The 15,715-nt window shown below is 69.6% G+C and carries 20 protein-coding genes; 8 read left to right on the plus strand and 12 right to left on the minus strand.

Features of this window, described 5'->3' with window-relative positions; all coding sequences use genetic code 11:
• Positions 1-4: 4 nt before the first annotated feature.
• Together R6U01_RS00705 and R6U01_RS00710 are read right to left on the minus strand one after the other, a co-directional pair.
• Positions 5-1,030 (minus strand): aldo/keto reductase, encoded by a 1,026-nt coding sequence (locus tag R6U01_RS00705; protein WP_410284538.1) that lies wholly within the window; start codon positions 1,028-1,030, stop codon positions 5-7.
• Between the two features lie 46 nt (positions 1,031-1,076).
• Positions 1,077-1,355 carry a ribonuclease P protein component 4 gene (locus R6U01_RS00710; RefSeq protein ID WP_410284539.1) on the minus strand — a complete coding sequence of 93 codons (279 nt, stop codon included), beginning with the start codon at positions 1,353-1,355 and terminating at the stop codon, positions 1,077-1,079.
• A gap of 168 nt (positions 1,356-1,523) precedes the next feature.
• Here R6U01_RS00710 and R6U01_RS00715 point away from each other — a divergent pair, with 168 nt between their 5' ends.
• From R6U01_RS00715 to R6U01_RS00735, 5 genes are all read left to right on the plus strand, one after another.
• Positions 1,524-1,718 carry a methytransferase partner Trm112 gene (locus R6U01_RS00715; protein WP_410284540.1) on the plus strand — a complete coding sequence of 65 codons (195 nt, stop codon included), beginning with the start codon at positions 1,524-1,526 and terminating at the stop codon, positions 1,716-1,718.
• A gap of 48 nt (positions 1,719-1,766) precedes the next feature.
• Positions 1,767-2,348, plus strand: a complete 582-nt coding sequence (locus R6U01_RS00720) for a hypothetical protein (RefSeq protein WP_410284541.1) — start codon at positions 1,767-1,769, stop codon at positions 2,346-2,348.
• A gap of 123 nt (positions 2,349-2,471) precedes the next feature.
• Entirely contained in the window at positions 2,472-2,660 is a 189-nt protein-coding gene (locus R6U01_RS00725) for a DUF1918 domain-containing protein (RefSeq protein ID WP_410284542.1), read from the plus strand.
• A gap of 22 nt (positions 2,661-2,682) precedes the next feature.
• Entirely contained in the window at positions 2,683-3,144 is a 462-nt protein-coding gene (locus tag R6U01_RS00730) for an RNA-binding protein (RefSeq protein WP_410284543.1), read from the plus strand.
• 125 nt (positions 3,145-3,269) lie between these two features.
• On the plus strand, positions 3,270-4,700 hold the full coding sequence (locus R6U01_RS00735) for an FAD-dependent oxidoreductase (protein WP_410284544.1): 1,431 nt from the start codon (positions 3,270-3,272) through the stop codon (positions 4,698-4,700).
• Between the two features lie 21 nt (positions 4,701-4,721).
• Here the strand turns inward: R6U01_RS00735 and R6U01_RS00740 are convergent, their stop codons facing one another.
• The 7 genes from R6U01_RS00740 to nth form a co-directional block, all read right to left on the minus strand.
• Positions 4,722-5,216 carry a hypothetical protein gene (locus tag R6U01_RS00740; RefSeq protein ID WP_410284545.1) on the minus strand — a complete coding sequence of 165 codons (495 nt, stop codon included), beginning with the start codon at positions 5,214-5,216 and terminating at the stop codon, positions 4,722-4,724.
• On the minus strand, positions 5,213-5,707 hold the full coding sequence (locus R6U01_RS00745) for a phosphopantetheine adenylyltransferase (protein ID WP_410284546.1): 495 nt from the start codon (positions 5,705-5,707) through the stop codon (positions 5,213-5,215). The genes R6U01_RS00740 and R6U01_RS00745 overlap by 4 nt, the downstream gene beginning before the upstream one ends.
• 100 nt (positions 5,708-5,807) lie before the next feature.
• Complete coding sequence (locus tag R6U01_RS00750) at positions 5,808-6,551, minus strand: winged helix-turn-helix transcriptional regulator (RefSeq protein ID WP_410284547.1); 744 nt, start codon at positions 6,549-6,551, stop codon at positions 5,808-5,810.
• 102 nt (positions 6,552-6,653) lie between these two features.
• Positions 6,654-7,733, minus strand: coding sequence for a glutamate--cysteine ligase (locus tag R6U01_RS00755; protein WP_410284548.1), 1,080 nt, complete (start codon positions 7,731-7,733; stop codon positions 6,654-6,656).
• 187 nt (positions 7,734-7,920) lie between these two features.
• A complete protein-coding gene (locus R6U01_RS00760; RefSeq protein ID WP_410284549.1) occupies positions 7,921-8,490 on the minus strand; it encodes a hypothetical protein in 570 nt (189 codons plus the stop codon).
• Between the two features lie 210 nt (positions 8,491-8,700).
• The gene (locus R6U01_RS00765) at positions 8,701-9,258 is read right to left on the minus strand and encodes a DoxX family protein (RefSeq protein WP_410284550.1); all 558 of its coding nucleotides are present in this window, start codon (positions 9,256-9,258) and stop codon (positions 8,701-8,703) included.
• 305 nt (positions 9,259-9,563) lie between these two features.
• Positions 9,564-10,247 carry an endonuclease III gene (gene nth, locus R6U01_RS00770; RefSeq protein WP_410284551.1) on the minus strand — a complete coding sequence of 228 codons (684 nt, stop codon included), beginning with the start codon at positions 10,245-10,247 and terminating at the stop codon, positions 9,564-9,566.
• Between the two features lie 123 nt (positions 10,248-10,370).
• On the opposite strand from nth, the gene R6U01_RS00775 reads away from it, so the two are divergent.
• The 3 genes from R6U01_RS00775 to R6U01_RS00785 all read left to right on the plus strand — a co-directional run bounded on the left by R6U01_RS00775 (position 10,371) and on the right by R6U01_RS00785 (position 11,742).
• Positions 10,371-10,736: a hypothetical protein gene (locus R6U01_RS00775; protein ID WP_410284552.1), complete on the plus strand. Its 366-nt coding sequence runs from the start codon at positions 10,371-10,373 to the stop codon at positions 10,734-10,736.
• Between the two features lie 108 nt (positions 10,737-10,844).
• Complete coding sequence (locus R6U01_RS00780) at positions 10,845-11,393, plus strand: DUF2249 domain-containing protein (RefSeq protein WP_410284553.1); 549 nt, start codon at positions 10,845-10,847, stop codon at positions 11,391-11,393.
• A 55-nt stretch (positions 11,394-11,448) separates the two neighbouring features.
• Positions 11,449-11,742 (plus strand): transcriptional regulator, encoded by a 294-nt coding sequence (locus R6U01_RS00785; RefSeq protein ID WP_410284554.1) that lies wholly within the window; start codon positions 11,449-11,451, stop codon positions 11,740-11,742.
• A 121-nt stretch (positions 11,743-11,863) separates the two neighbouring features.
• Here the strand turns inward: R6U01_RS00785 and R6U01_RS00790 are convergent, their stop codons facing one another.
• From R6U01_RS00790 to R6U01_RS00800, 3 genes are all read right to left on the minus strand, one after another.
• Positions 11,864-14,041 (minus strand): alkaline phosphatase PhoX, encoded by a 2,178-nt coding sequence (locus tag R6U01_RS00790; RefSeq protein ID WP_410284555.1) that lies wholly within the window; start codon positions 14,039-14,041, stop codon positions 11,864-11,866.
• Between the two features lie 248 nt (positions 14,042-14,289).
• On the minus strand, positions 14,290-14,709 hold the full coding sequence (locus tag R6U01_RS00795) for a hypothetical protein (RefSeq protein ID WP_410284556.1): 420 nt from the start codon (positions 14,707-14,709) through the stop codon (positions 14,290-14,292).
• A 183-nt stretch (positions 14,710-14,892) separates the two neighbouring features.
• Positions 14,893-15,570 carry a type 1 glutamine amidotransferase domain-containing protein gene (locus R6U01_RS00800; RefSeq protein WP_410284557.1) on the minus strand — a complete coding sequence of 226 codons (678 nt, stop codon included), beginning with the start codon at positions 15,568-15,570 and terminating at the stop codon, positions 14,893-14,895.
• Between the last annotated feature and the right edge of the window lie 145 nt (positions 15,571-15,715).

Genomic DNA, 15,715 nt, shown 5'->3' on the forward strand with positions numbered 1-15,715 from the left:
CCGCTCAATGCCCCCAGAGCGTCCCGTCCGGAGCGTAGCGGGCCTCCATGATCCGGTCCCACTGCTCGTCGGAGAGGGCGAGGTCGGTCGCGGCGGCGTTCTCGGCCAGCTGGTCGGTCGTCCGCGCGCCGACGATGGGGACGCAGGTGAACTCGTCCCACCCGGCGAGCCACGCGAGCGCGACCTGCGCCGGGGTCGCGTCGAGCTCGTCGGCGACCTCGCGGACCGCCTCCAACACCTTCCAGCCGCGCTCGGAGAGGTAGAAGCGCTCGAACCGGTCGTCGAAGCTCCCCCGAGAGCCGTCGGGCGCGATCACCTGCTCGGGGTCGTCGGGGTCGGCGCGCTCGTACTTGCCGGTGAGGAACCCGCCCGCGAGCGGGGAGTACGGACAGACGGCGACGTCCTGGTCGATACAGACGTCGAGGTACTCACGCACGTCCTCGTAGTAGCCCGCGTGGTGGAGCGGCTGGACCACGTCGAACCGGGCGTAGTCGTTCGCGTCCGCGGTCCACAGCGCCTTCGTCAGCTGCCACGCCGCCATCGTCGACGCCCCCAGGTAGTGCACTTTCCCCTCCGCGACCAGCTCGTCGAGGACGCGCATCGTCTCCTCGATGGGCGTCTCCTCGTCCCAGCGGTGGATGTAATAGACGTCGAGGTAGTCGGTGTCGAGCCGGTCGAGCGTCCCCTCGACCTGCGCCCGGACGTGCTTGCGGCCGAGCCCGGAGTCGTTGGGGCCGGGCTCGCCGCGCCCGTCGAACGGGAAGTACACCTTCGAGGCGATCACGTAGTCCTCGCGGTCGCGCTCCGCGAGCCACTCGCCGATGTACTCCTCGCTCGTCCCGTTCGGGTTCCCGTACACGTTGGCGGTGTCGATGAAGTTGATCCCGTGGTCCGCGGCCGCGTCGAGCAGCTCGCGGGCCTCCTCGCGGCCCGTCTCGACCACGCCGTTCGTCTCCCGCCCGAATCGCCACGTCCCGAAGCAGAGTTCCGAGACGCTGAGTCCGGTGTCGCCGAGCCGTCGGTAGTCCATACTCGTCGCCTCTCGCGGACGATTGTTAAAGCGTGGTGCCCCGCTGTCAGTCGAACGGGTACCGCGCCGTCGACCCGCACTCGCGGCAGCGGACGACGACGTGCCCCGGACGCAGCCGGACGCGACCCGTCTTCCCGGGCCGGAGGTACACGTCGCAGTCGTCGCAGGTCCGCCGGGAGAACTCGGCCGGGAGCCCGCAGCGGTTCCGCTCCGCGATCCGGCGCGCGAGCGCGACGTACTCCCGGGAGCGGTCGTACTCGTCGTCGACGACCGCCTCGCGGGCGAGCGTCAACAGACGCTCGATCCGTTCCGACGGAATCCCCATGTCTCGCCGGGCGTGACGGATCGGCAAAGTCGTTGTCATCGACGGGCGGTCACGCGATACGACCGGGCCCGCACCCACGGGCCGGACCAGCCCTCTCGGCGCACCGGGATCGCGCGCCGGCGCACCGGACCCGCACGCTTTTTTAACGGGCCACGCGAAACACGCGGTATGAAAGAGTCCCTGATGGACGTCGTCTGCTGTCCGCTCGACAAGGCCGACCTCGAACTCGCGGTCGACGACCGGGACGACGAGGAGATCATCGCCGGCACGCTCACCTGCACCGAGTGCGGGGAGACGTACCCCATCGAGGACGGGATCCCGAACCTCCTGCCGCCGGACATGCGGGAGGAGGCAACCGCGTAGTTCGAATCGTACTGCATCTTTTTTTAGTGTGAGTTCGTCGACCCGTACGTGCCGACACTCGCCGTCGAACTCAACGGGGACGCCGTCCACTCGATCCGGGCACCGGACCGGTTCGCGACGACCGGTCACTTCTCGATCGCCTTCGAGAACCTCGGCCGGTCGACTCACGTCCACCTGCACTTCGACGACGAACTGGACCGGGTCTGCTCGATCGCCGAGACGAACCACTTCGTCGACGATGAGTCGACCAGACGGGTCCACGTCACCGCCCGAGAGGTCGACGAGCCGGTCACCGGGAAGCTGAAGATCGTCACCGGCTACGGGTCGAACACCCGGTACGTCGAGGTCAGGCTCGACCCGCCGCCGGACGCCGGCTCCGACACGGTCACGATCGACGAACGGCTCACGAAACCGCCGGAGCGGCCGCCCGACTTGCCGCCCCGGCAGCGCGTCGCGAACGCGGTCGCCGGGCTCGTTGAACGCGGGGGGTTACCGGCGGCGATCCTCGGGGTCCTGGCCGCCGTCGCCGGCGTCGCGCTGGCGATCGCGCTCGACAGCGTGATCGTCTCGCTCGTGGTCGGAGCCGTCCTGACGGTGTCGATCGCCGTCGTGCTGCTCGCGCTCCTGTGACCGTCGGGCGCGCGTTCGACGGCGGTTCGTCGCGCAGGCCGACCGCGTCCTCTCGCTCGGATTCGACCGCCTCCGTCGATCCGGATCCGCGCGCTTTTAAGCGTCCCACTGGAACGGAACGCCATGAGCTTCGAGAAGGAAGACGAGGTCGTCCTCCACGACAAACACAGCGAGTACGACGGCGAGACGGGCACGATCACGCAGGTAATGGAGACGATGTTCGGCGACGCGACCTACACGATCAGCTTCGAGGACGGCCAGGAGACTGGCGTCCCCGAGGACGCGCTCGACGCCGTCGAGAGCGAGGAGTAACCGGCCCCCCTTCCCGACCCGCATGGCAAAAGTCCCCTTCCACTACGTCGACCTCCGGACGTTCTCGTACGCCACCGAGGACGAGAAGCGGGTCGAAGACGCCCTCCGCACGTTCCTCCCCGAGGACACCGAGCTCGACCGCGTCGAGAACGTCGGCCACCACGGCGACCGGATCGTCGTCCTCTCGGCGCGGATCGAGAACGCCGACGGCATGCGCCACGTCCTCGATCGGCTCGCCGGCCTCGACGACGTCGACCGCGTGATCGACGAGCTCGACCAGCGGGTCGACGACAACTGCGCGCTGTTCCTCCGCGTCGACAAGCAGGCCGCGTTCCGCGGCGACGTCCGCCTCGGCCCCGGGATCACCGTCCGCGCGAAGGTGGAGGCGTACCCGGCCAAGAAGGAGGCGGCCGTCGAGAACGCCCGCGAGACGCTGTCGCGGCTGGCCGACGGCGATTCGGAGTCTCCCGCGGACGACGCCTGATCCCGACGCGGGCCGAACCCACCTGATCCCGACGCGGGCCGGATCCACCCGATCCCGACCCGTACCGGTCGTCCCTCTCGCACCCGCGGCGTGGATTTTTGTACGGTCCCGCCGTCCTCCCGTCCATGAGCGATCCCTTCGTCGTGGTCGGCGGCGACGCGGCCGGACTGAGTGCGGCCAGCAAGTTCCGCCGGGAGGCCCCGGACCGCGAGGTCGTCGTCTTCGAGAAGGGGCGGTGGATCTCGTACGCCTACTGCGGGATGCCGTACTTCATCGAGGGACGCGTCGAACGGCTGTCGAACCTCCTCTCGCTGTCCCCGAGCGAGGTGGCGGAGCGGGGGATCGACCTCCGGCGCGGCCACGAGGTCGTCGCCGTCGACCCGGAAGAAAAGACCGTCAGGGTCGAGACCGCCGACGGCGACTCGTTCGAGCAGCCCTACGGCGACCTCCTCGTCGCGACCGGCGCGCGGGCGGCGACCGGCCCGTTCGACGTGCGCGGGATGGACGGCGCGTTCACTCTCCACAACATGGATACCGCGGCCGCGATCGACGCGTACATCGCCGAGCCCGACGCGTACGACCCGAGCCGCGCCGACGTGAGCGCGGTCGACCGCGAGCGGGTCGAGCGCAACGCCGCGATGCCGGCCCCGGAGACGGCGGCGATCGTCGGCGGCGGGTACGTCGGCGTCGAGATGGCCGAGGCTCTCTCGGGCCGCGACCTCGACGTCCACGTCTTCCAGCGCTCCGACCACCTGCTCCCGCCGTTCGGGGAGGCGGTCGGCGAGCGCGTCGAGGCGGAACTGGTCGACAAGGGGGTGACGGTCCACACGGGGTGCCCCGTCGAGGCGCTCGTCGGCGAGGACCGCATCGAGGGCGTGACGTTCGACGGCGAGACGTTCCCCGCCGAGCTGGCGATCGTCGGTGTCGGGATCCGGCCCAACACGGAACTGCTCGACGGGACCGGCGTCGGGCTCGGCGAGGGCGGCGCGATCTCGGCAGACGAGTACGGCCGGACGACCCTCCCGGACGTGTACGCCGCCGGCGACTGCGCGACCGCGAGACACGCCGTGACCGGCGAAGCCACGTGGGTGCCGCTCGGGCTCACCGCGAACCGCGTCGGTCGGGCGGTCGGCGCGACCGTCGCGGGCGACCCCACGCCGGTCGGCGACACCGCGGGCACCGCGGTCGTGAAGGCGTTCGAGATGGAGGCGGGCCGCGTGGGGCTCGTCGAGGACGAGGCGGCCCGCGCGGTCGGCTTCGACCCGGTTCGCGAGACCATCACCGCCGGCTCTCGGTCGGGGTACTATCCGGGCGCGTCGCCGACCGACGTGACGCTCGTCGCCGACCGCGCCACCCGACGCCTGATCGGCGGGAGCATCGTCGGCGCCGACCGCGCCGCGATCCGGATCGACACGCTCGCGACCGCCCTCGAAGCGGACATGACCGTCCCCGAGGTCGAGCGGCTCGATCTGGCGTACGCGCCCCCCTTCAGCCCGGTGTGGGACCCGGTCCTCGTCGCGGCGAAGGTGCTCGACGGAACGCTCGACGAGGCGTAGCGGTCGAACCGGGCGCCGCCGTCAGTCGGCGGCGTCGGTGTCCCCGCCGGCGGTCGTGCCCGTCGACTCCTCGTCGCCGCCGTCGCTCCCGAACCCGGCGACGATTCGACCGACGACGTACCCGACCACGCCGACCGCGACAGCGGCCGCGAGAGCGACGCCGAGCGGCTCGGCGACGGCGACCGCGAAGGGGAGCGGGTCCGAGAGGGGGACGACGTAGGGCGGCGGCCCGATCGTCCGGAGAGCCGCGGCGGCGAAGGGGCCGTACGCGAGCACGACCGCGGGGAGCGCGCCGGCGCCGACCGCGGCGAACGCGGCCGTGCCCACGGCCGTCAGTGCCGCGAGGGCCGCTGCGACGCCGAACGCGTCGGGGGTCACGCCCGCGAGCTCGCCCCCGAGCGCGACCGCGTCGAAGGCGACGTACGAGACCGCGAAGCCGACCGCGCACCAGACGGCCGCGCGCTCGAACCCCGTCTCGCCGACGGCGACTCGGCCGAGGCGGCTATCGGTCGTCATTCCGGGCGAGTCGCCCCGCGTCCCTCGCGGTCGGGGGTGAGGTTGCCGTGCTCGTCTATCTCGCCCGCGACGATGCGCGTCGAGGAGATGCGCTCGCCGTCCTCGGCCGACACGTGGCCAACGACGATCAGGTCGAGCGGGTCGTGGCCGTGCTCACGGCGGATCTCGTTGATCCGTTCGCCGCCCGCCTTCGTCTCGGGCGAAACGATCAGCGCGTCGAACTGCGGTTCGACGGCGATGCCGGTCGGGTCGGTGAGCTCGCGGACCGCGAACTCGCGGTCGTGCGCCTCGGCGCGCGACGCGAGCTCCGCTTCCAGGTCGCGCTTGCGGCGGTCGTACGGACGGACGTAGCGCTCGACGTGCCGGGTCTTCGGGGCGAGTTCGTCGGACGTGAGGCCGACGGTGACGTCCCCCAGCTCGAACGCCCGTTCGAACAGCTTTCGGTGGCCGTCGTGGACGGGGTCGAAGGTGCCACCAAGCGCGACGTTCATGTCGGTCGGTTGCGCGGGCGGGACTTAAATTGTCCCGAAGCCAGAATCGCCGATCGGACGCCCCGGTGCGGCAGTCGGCAACGTCAGTGTCGGTCCGACGCTATCGGTCGATGGCGTCGGCCGCGTCGTCGGCCTCGTCGGGCCGTTCCGCCTCGCTCTCGTGGTCCGGTTCGGGCTCGTGGTCCGCCTCGCTCTCGTGGTCCGGTTCGGGCTCGTGGTCCACCTCGCTCTCGTGGTCCGGTTCGGGCTCGTGATCCGCCTCACTCTCGTGATCCGCCTCGGGCTCGTGATCCGCCTCGGGCTCGTCGTCGTCGACGGAGATCCGGACCGGCTCCGCGTCGCCGTCGGGGGACTCGCCGCCGAGCCGGCGGTCGAGGTTGAAGACGGCGTTCAGCTCGCGCTGGACGTCGCCGACGACGCCTCTGACCAGCTCGCTCGGCGCGATCGCCTCGTACTCGTAGGGGTTGTTGCCGGCGCCGCTCGCCTCGCGCTTGTCCCGCTCGACTTTCGCCTCGTCGTGGAGCTCCGCGAGCGCCTCGCGGACCGTGCTCGGGTAGAGCCCGGTGCCGTCGGCGACCTCGTCGCTCGTGCTCCTCGGGTTGTCCCGCAGGTAGACGTAGATTCGGGCGCGGGTCTCGGTGTCGAGCAGCCACGCCAGCAGGTCGACGACGTTGTCGTCGAACCCCTTCACCGCCTTGTCGGCCCCCTCGCCGATCCGCTCTTTGGTCTTGCGGAGCTCCTCGCGGGTCCGCTCGGTCGGCGACTCGTCTGTCCCTCCCTCGTCGAGGGCGGTACCGCCGTCGGGATCGTCGGCAGGGTCGTCATCGAACTCGTCGCTCGTCATAGCCGAGAGTGCGGTCCGCGCGCTCAAAAGGGTTTCTCGTCGCTTTTGTTCCGACGGAACCGCGCCGGTCGGAACGTCCCGCCGGGGTCGTAGCCCGGGACTCTACGGCGACAGGAGCAGATCGTCACACAGCGCGCCGAGTCCGGACTCCTCGCGGAGCCGCCGCTGGCGCTCGCTGCCGCTCTCGGCGTCGTACACCTCGCGGATTCCGTCGACCCCGAGCCGATCGCATTCGCGGTCGACGACCTCGCCGAGCGACACCGTCTCCTCGCCGTTTCGGGCGACGAACGAGGCGTCGTGGCCGTGGCGCATCGCGCGCCACTTGTTCTCGTCTAACAGCTCGCGGCGGAGCGTCGGTGGCGACTCGCCGTCGGCGTAGCGCTTGGCGTACTCGACCACGAGCGCGTGGACGTACTCGACCAGCGCGAGGGTGACCGCGGGGTCGCGCTGGGCGTCGGGCGCGCGCACCTCGACCGTGCCGTGGCCGGTGTGCGGGCGGACGTCGAACCAGAGCTCGCCGCGGTCGGCGATGGAGCCCTGCTCGACCATCCGGCGTTCGTACCGCCGGAAGTCGTCGAAGTCGGTGAACGCGGAGGGGATCCCCGTGTTCGGGAGGTTCTCGAAGACCTTCGCGCGGGCCGACGCGAGCCCGGTGTCGAAGCCGTTCCAGAACGGGGAGTTCGCCGACAGCGCGAGCAACACCGCGCAGTGCCACCGCAGGCGGTTGGCGATCCACACCGCCTTGTCCGCGTCGTCGACGCCCACGTGGACGTGCAGGCCGGCCGTGGTGTTGCGGTGTTGGGGATACTGGATTCGGTCGAGCTGCGACTTGTACCGGGGCTTCTCGACGTGATCCAGCTCGCGCCACTTCGCGGCCGGGTGGAGCCCGGCGGCGGCGATTCGGTAGCCGTCTGCGGCGGCGTGCTCGACGAGCGCCTCCCGCACCGTCGCGAGGGCGTCCGCGGCGTCGGCTGGGTCTTCGATCCGCGGCGTCTGCGCCTCGATGGTGCACTTGAACAGCTCGTGGTCGAACCCCTCGGGTACCTCGCTCGGCGGGTCGCGGCCGTACACGAGGTCGTCGGTTCCGGACGTCGGGCGACCGTCGGCATCCGCGATGTAGAACTCCTCTTCGATGCCGAGCGTTCCCATGCTGGCGAACGCGTCCCGCGAACCGAGATCCATTACCCCTCCGTTCCGCCCCCGCGTTCTTATATGAATTGGAACCCGAAACGACGCGCCGGCGCCGTCGTCGGACACGGACCGCGCCGTGAGTCCGTTCCGCGGGCACGCTCTCGGGCCGGATCGGCGCGCCGAACACGGCGCCGCCCGCCGCGACTACGCGGGCGACCGGTCTCGTCGACAGGACCCGTTAGTTCTCCGGCAGGATATCACCGATAGAGGCACCGACGCTCATCACGATAGCGATCAGTAGCGTCTGTCCGCCCGCGATCGTCGGCTCGCTCCATGAGACCCGGCCCCACCCGGTCAACAGCGCGGCGGCCAACCCTCCCGCGATGGTAACGATCGCGACGGGGCGGAGGGGAACAATCCCGAAGATCCGGTCTTCGGCGACCCGTCCGAATTCGCCGGCGCGCAGTATCCCGAAGACGACGGCCGCGCCGAACAGGAGCGTGAATACGAGCGCCAGCGGACGCCCGGCGATGAAGCGACCGATCTCGAGCGCGCCGTCCTCGACGATCATCGGCATCCCGAAGGCGAAACTCCCCACCAGCGCTTCGCCGGCGTCACGGGAACCAAACTGCGTCTGAAACCGGCCGATGACTCCTTTGGGACGGACCTTCCGCGCGGTTCGCATGGTCTCGCGGACTTGTTGTAGCTCCTCCTCTCGGTCGACGAGCTCCTCGAGTTCGTCCAATTCGGTGAGCACGTCATCGATGTCCGCGTCCCGATCGGTCCGAGGAGAGTCAGTACGGGCCATTTCGTCGTACCGTCTGCCCCTCGAGTTAAGTTCCTACCTATTACTCTCAGTGCGTCGACACCAAGCGCGGCTGCGAGCCCGGTGCATACGCACGGTTCAGTACCGACGCTTACAGCGGCCGGCGTCCGCTGGACGCGGTGTCGACGCTCGAAAACGAGCCGGCAGCAGGCGGTCGCGCACCCGGTACGCCCCGCGCCGCGCCGTCCCCGTTCAGCCGAGGACGTAGCGGAGCGCCGGGACCCGCTCGGTCAGGGCCTCGCCGCCGACCTCCAGCTTCTCGATGTAGGCGTCCACCCCGAGGACGCGGCCCGCGCCGAACGCGGCGACCGTGAGGAACACGATCGCGTACACCAGCGTCGAGTCGAACAGCGCGAGGATCTCGCCCTCCCACCCGCCGAGGTAGAACAGCATCATCTGCATCGCGCCGCCGAGCGCGGCCAGGCGGACGAACGCGCCCAGGATGAGCGCCGCGCCGATGAGCAGCTGCGTCGCGGGCACGAACACGTTCGCGAACTCGACGAACCACGGCGTCGAGCCCATCGCGGCGTACAGTCCGCTGACCGGGCTCGCCGCGTCGGGCGCGTGTACGAGGTATCCGCTGGCGTCGAACGCCTCACCGGTCACCTTCCCGAGCCCCGCGAACAGGATCATCCCGCCGATCGTCACCCGGAGCATGACGATGAACAGCGCCGACAGCGAGTGCGCCTTCCCCAGTAGCGTGATCCCGCCGAACTCTCCGCCGAACTCGTTTGTCGTTGTGGTGGACATTGTGTCTCTCCTCACTTGCGAGTATTCCGGTAGGAGAGTTATACCCGACAGCGAGTTCCTTCTCGCGTGGAAGAATTTCTGTGATCCCCCGATCGGTTGGGTCTTTAAATAGTCGAACCGAACAGATTACGGAACCGAACCGAACGCGCGGACGGCTGCGGCGGGTCGAACCGCCCGCCGGAGCCCTTCGCGCCGCCCGATCTCCGCGTCTCGCCGCTCGCTCCCGACACCGCGGCGCCCGCTCCCGACGCCTCGCCGCTCGCTCCCGACGCCTCACCGCCCGATCTCCGCGTCTCGCCGTCTCGTCACCACGCCTCGCCGCTGGCGAGGTCCACCCCGGCGTCGCCCTTCTCCGAGGGACAGACGTCCGCGAGCACGCAGTCGGCGCAGTCCGGGTTGAGAGCGGTGCACGTGGCCCGCCCGTGATCGATCATGAGGTGCGTGAACTGTTGCCAGTCATCCTCGGGGACGACGTCGAGGAGGTCCTGCTCGATCGCCGCGGGCCGCTTCATCTCCGTGATTCCGAGCCGCCGCGTGAGCCGCTGGACGTGGGTGTCGACGACGATCCCCTCGACGACGTCGTGGCCGTGCTGGAGGACGACGTTCGCGGTCTTGCGGCCGACGCCGGCGAGATCGGTCAGCTCGGACATCGTGTCGGGCACCTCGCCGTCGTGTTTTTCGACGATGTCCGCGCACGCCGACCGGATGTACTTCGCCTTGTTGTTGTAGTAGGTGATGGAGTTGATCGCCTCGGCCAGTTCCTCTTGGGTCGCGTTCGCGTACTCCTCGGGCGTCTCGTACGTCTCGAACAGCTCCGCGCAGACCTTGTTCACGCGCTCGTCGGTGCACTGCGCGGAGAGGATCACGGCGATGAGCAGCTCCAGCCGGTTCGAGTAGTTCAGCGATATCGTCGAGTCGGGGTACTCCTCGTACAGCCGATCGAGGACCTCCGCGACCTGCGCCTCCCGTGGCTCCAGTGGCGTGCCCATGGCGATCCCTCCGGCCGGCCGACATTGAACGATCCGGAAGCGGCGCGACTGATCGCCGCGGCGGGAGCGCGAAGCGAGACGCGGGACCGGCAGATTCACGTCGTCGCCCGGACACGTCGAGTCGTGTCTCGGTCCCGCGATCGACGGCGGCGACGCCCGGCGTACAGCCGTCGGCCGCAGGAGTTCTACTGGCTGTGGATCGCCGCGACGGTGACGTACGGCGTCGGAGACATCGTCTCGACGATCGCCTTTCTGGAGTACGTGCCGACGGTCGAGGAGGCGAACCCGGTCGTCGCGTTCGCGCTCGACGCCGTCGGTCTCTCCGGGCTCGTCGTCTTGAAGAGCGTCGTCTACCTCGTGATGGTGTGGATCTGCGTCTCCGGCGCCCGCGACGGCGACGCGCTCCTCTACTACTTCCCGCCCGTCCTCCTCACGGTCGTCGGCACCTACCTCACCGCGAGTAACGTCCGGCTGCTGTGGCTGGCGTAGGGGAGCCGCGACGGACCGCCGGAGTCCGACCGACGCGCGAACGACGGCCCCACCCGAACGTGTTCGCGACACCGGACTTGGGAGTCGCGGCCGCACCGCTGCGGTACGATGACCGAACTCGACGTACGAGCGCTCCCGCCGAGCGAGCGACACGGCCGGGTCCGCGGCGCCTTCGAGGAGCTGGCGCCGGGCGAGACGCTGACGATCGTCAACGACCACGACCCCAAACCGCTCTACCGCGAGATGGCGGCCGAGGTGCCGGCGTTCGACGCGGACGGTTACGCGGTGGAGCGAGAGGGCCCCGAGGAGTTCGTCGCCGAGTTCCCGAAGGCGGATGCAGCCGACTTCGACGCGGCGGAGCGGACTCGCATCGCCGACCTCGACGGCGAGCCGCACGCGGACGCGTTCCCCGGACGGGAGCCGAAGACGATCCGGCTCTCGCTGGAGTTGGGCGAGCGCGTGCCCGAACACGGGCACCCCGACCGGACCGTGCTGTTCCACGTGCTGGAGGGCGCGGTCGACGTCGCCCTCGACGGCGACCCACATCGAGTCGAGGCCGGCGAGGTCCTCCGGTTCGAGGGTGCCTCGGCGGTCGAACCAACCGCGCGCGAGGACAGTACCGCGCTGGTGGTGTCGGCGCCGCGGGCGGCGGAGTGAGGGCGGTCGCGAACTCCGCCGTCGGCGTTTTATATACCGCCGTCGAACGACCGGCATGGAGACGACGCGCCAGCGGATCACCGAGGTCCTCCGCGAGGGTCCGGCGACCGCGAGCGAGCTCGGCGAGTCGCTGTCGCTGCCGACGCCGGTCGTGTACGAGCACCTTGAACACGTTTCGCGGTCGGTCGCCGACGGCAACGGCGCCGGTGCCGACGACCAGTTCCTCGTCGCGCCGCCCGAGTGCCGCGACTGCGGCTTCGACGGCTTCGACGACCCGCTCAACGAGCCGTCGCGGTGTCCGGAGTGCAAGAGCGAACGGGTCGGAGAGCCGGCGTTCGTGATCCGGTAGCTCGACCGGAGAACGGCGGGCCCGTGGCCGAAATGGCGCGATACCCACGCCGCGACCGACGCGTCAGCCGCCGCCGCGCCGTGGGTAAGCGACCCCTCCTCGGGCAGTCGCGGTATCGAACCTATCCACCGCTTCCGTTGCCGTTCCCGTTACCGCTACCGCTCTCGTTCCCGCTGCCGTTGCCCGGTGGATCTCCGCCGGGCGGCCCGCGCCGGTCGCCTGCTTCCGGCTCGTAGACGTACATCCCGTCGTTCGGGTAACTGCGGTTGCCGCCCCGCCAGCCGTCCTCGCAGAGGAGGACGCGGCCGTCGCGCATCGCGTAGACGTTGTCGACGTTTCGCAGCGAATCGTCGACGTCTTTCATGGCCTCCTCGCTGGTGAAGTCGGGCCCGACGACGACCGGTTCGAGCGTCGAGACGTCGTACCGCGGCCCGAGTTCGGCGCGGTAGACGACGCCGCCGTCGACGCGGTCGAGCGCGATGTCGCCGCCGTCGTTGGTTGGGCCGGCCAAGTCGTCGTTGAACTCGGAGACGCCGAAGTAGACGTAGTCCCCCGGTTTGGCGTCGTCGACGCTGTCGACGCCCTCGGCCTTGTTGAACTCGATCGTGGCGCCGATCTCCTTGGCCGCGGCGCGCGTCTCGATGAAGGGCACCCGCCGGAGCTCCTCGTCGACGCCGTCCGGACCCCGGTCCGCGTACTGCTCGGCCCACTCTACGATATCCTCGTCGGAGACGTAGTCGCTGTTGCCGTTTTCGACGACCTCGAGGTCGGCCTGCTTGAGGGCCGCCTCGGTGACCTCGTCGCCCTCGCTCCAGTCCGCGTGGCTCTCGAGATAATCGACTTGGGTGACGCCGTCGTACTCGGCGATCCACGACTCGACCTCCCGGTTCGAGGCGTGGCCCATCGGCAGCCACTCGACCTCGAGCGACACTTCGGCCGGCGACTTCCCGGAGGCGGCCTCGTCGTTGGTGATCTTCGGCGCGTAGAGCGTCCCCGCGACGTCCATCGGGTCCCGGTAGCTCGGGATCGGTCGGTCTGCAACGAACTTGTAGATACCTTTGCTGTCGCCGTCGGAGCAGCCGTAGACCGTCCGTTCGTTCGGCAGGACGTCCGGCGCTTCCCACGCGGCCCGACCCATGACGTAGTACTTGACGGGCTCGAGATCCTCCGGATCGCCCGTCGGATTCCGGATGTCGACGTGGTAGCCGTAGCGGTAGGGGTTGGGGTACTCGTCCCCGATCGGGTCGAGCGGATTCCCGTCGCCCGCCTCCACGGGTTCCGCGCCGAGGTAGTAGGCGAGGTGTTCGACGCCGGTCATGTTCCAGTAGCCCTGGACGTACCAGCCGTCGATCTCGTCGTAGTCGTTGACCGCCGTCTGGATCTCAGAGGGGTTCGGCCGGTTCCAGAAGTAGGCCGCTCCGCGCAGCCCTTCGCCGTCGCCGGCCTCGATAATATCGCCGATCGTCCCCGTGAGGTTCGCGCGCGGATGGGCGTAGTTCTCCTCGGATGACAGCGGCGTGTTCCACGGGCTGAGGTCGCCGTAGCAGTTGATACGGGTCCCCCCGATATCGCGGAATGCGTCCGTGTTGACCGTGTTGACCGCGTTCTCGGCATCGGCCTCCCACTCGCCGTCCTCGTTCTGGGAGAGTGGGGTCCGCATGACGTTGCCGGGGCTGTTCTCGTCGTTCGTGAAGAGGTACCCCTCTGTCCCGTCGTCGTCCGCGGCGACGAAGTGGTTGGCGTCGGGGTTGTAACCGGAGTCACCGTAAGTCGTCCCCGCGAAGGTGTCGGTCGTGACGTTCACACCGTCGGGGGTCTGGGTGATTCCCCAGCGCTCGGAGCCGCCGTTGATCAGATCGCCCTCCTGGATCAGGTACTCGAAGTCGCCGGCGGCGGCGAAGGCCCCGTCCTGCTGTTCTTCGACGGGCGCCGGCGACTCCAGGAAGTCGTCGTTCGTCCCTTCGAACTCGAAGTGGAAGTTCCGGTAGTACCCGACCCCGGCCCTGTCGTACGGTGTGGGGTTGTCGCGGCTCGGGTGCTGGATGCTGTGGAGCAACGTTCCGTCCTCGAAGACGAACGGGCCGGTCATCTCCGCGCCGAAGGCCGTCGTCGAGAAGCGCTTGAGGTCGCCGACGACGCTCGGTGCCCCCGAGGTCTGCGTGTCGTCGTCGTCCGTCGAGTCCGCGGGGCTGTATCCCCGGTAGCTGTCCTCCGCTCCGCTCGCGGCGCCCGAGACCCCCGCACCGACCAGGGCGGCAACGGAGGCTTTCATCAGGTGCCGTTTGGATTGGTTAACCATCCACATGAGGTCCCGTGTCCTAGCGTAAAACCCGTTTATAATAGGTCAACACCCCAGACCAGAGCAGTTACCGTCGATATATAGCCGACGGCAGCGAACGGACCGCTCCCCTACGGTCGTGACCTGTCACGTCCGCCCTCCCCCTGCCGTACCGCTACTCGTTCCGCCGAGACTTCGACCGTCGCGGCGCTGGCCCTCCATCCCAAGGGCCCGTACGTCCCGTCGAAAACAGGCCGCGTTCGTCCCTCTCAGAGATCGGTCTCCGCGTCCTCCAGGTCCGCGACCTTCCGGCGGATGGTGGTCGCCCGCTTCCGGACCCGCGAGGCGTACCGCTCGATCTTCCCGGGCTGGACGCCCATGAACGAGCCGACCCACTGCCGGTCCGCGTACGGCTGGGTGAGGAGGTACGCCGCGAGCGTGTCTCGGCCGGCCTGAATGATGATCGGCGGGACGCCTCGGTCGCCGGTGCCGGCCTCCTCGAACCCGTTGACGTCGAAGTAAACGTCGGCGTAGAGCTCGGCGGTCTCGGTGTCTTCGAACTCGATCCCCTCGTGGCGCGGCGCCTCGAACCGGTAGCGTCCGCCGTCCAGTTCGGCGATCCGGACGTCCATGACGTACTCCCGGTGGATCCCGATCGACGTCTCGTCGACCCGCTCAGTCGAGGCCATGGGCGCGAGTCGCCGCCGCCGATAATAAACCTCGGTAATAGCCGTCTATAGCCGTAAAGAGACCTCCACTCGGACACGTAGCCCTCCGAAACGTACCCGGTCCGGCGCGGACGAGCACGGCGGGAAACGGCTCGTCGGGGGAGTGCGACCTCGGAGCCCCCCGCGGTAACGCGGGCGCGAGGGCTAGAGCTCGTCCAGCAGCGTCGTCGCCGCGTCGGCCGAGGACTCCGGCCCGCGGGCGGTGATCAGGTCGCCGTCGACCGTGACGCTGGCGTCGGCGTCGAGCTCGGCGTCCCAGTCGGCGCCGGCGAGGACGACCTCGTCTTCCACCCAGTACGGGAGCTTCCGGCCGTCCGGCATCAGGTCCTCGTCGTCGACGATGCCCTCCTCCCACTCGTTCGGGAACCCGGTGACGGAGCGGCCCTCCACGAGGGGCGTCCCGTCGGCCTCGCGGGTGAACGCCAGGATACCGACCGCGTGGCAGACGACGAGCGCGACGCCGTCCTCGCCGGCGACCGCGTCGAGCAGCAGCTGACGGGCGTGTCGGTCCTGGTTCACGTCCCAGACGGTGCCGTGGCCGCCGGGGAAGACGACCGCGTCGTACCCCGCGGCGTCGACGGTCGCGATCGGCTCCGGATCGTTGAGCTTCGGGTGTTCCTCGTCGATCTCGCGGAGCTCCGCGGCCCGCGCTTCACCGCCCGCGGCCTCCGGGTCGAGCGAGCGTTCGTCGACGACCGGCGGCGAGCCCGACGGCGTCGCGACCGTCACGTCGACGCCCTCCGACTCGAGGGTCGTCAGCGGTTCGATGCACTCCTCGGCCCAGTACCCCTCCTCGCTCACGACGAACAGCGCGCTACTCATGTGTACCCCTCACTTCACGTCCACGGCATAAAAGACGCCCGTGCCCGGCAGCGACGGGGGGCGCAGGAAGAAGGTGCCCCCCGCCGACTGCGTCCGCGGCGACGCGGACGCGCCGATGTAATAACCCAGTGGTATTACCAAGATA

The organism is Halorubrum sp., assembly GCF_046498025.1.
Taxonomy (GTDB): domain Archaea; phylum Halobacteriota; class Halobacteria; order Halobacteriales; family Haloferacaceae; genus Halorubrum.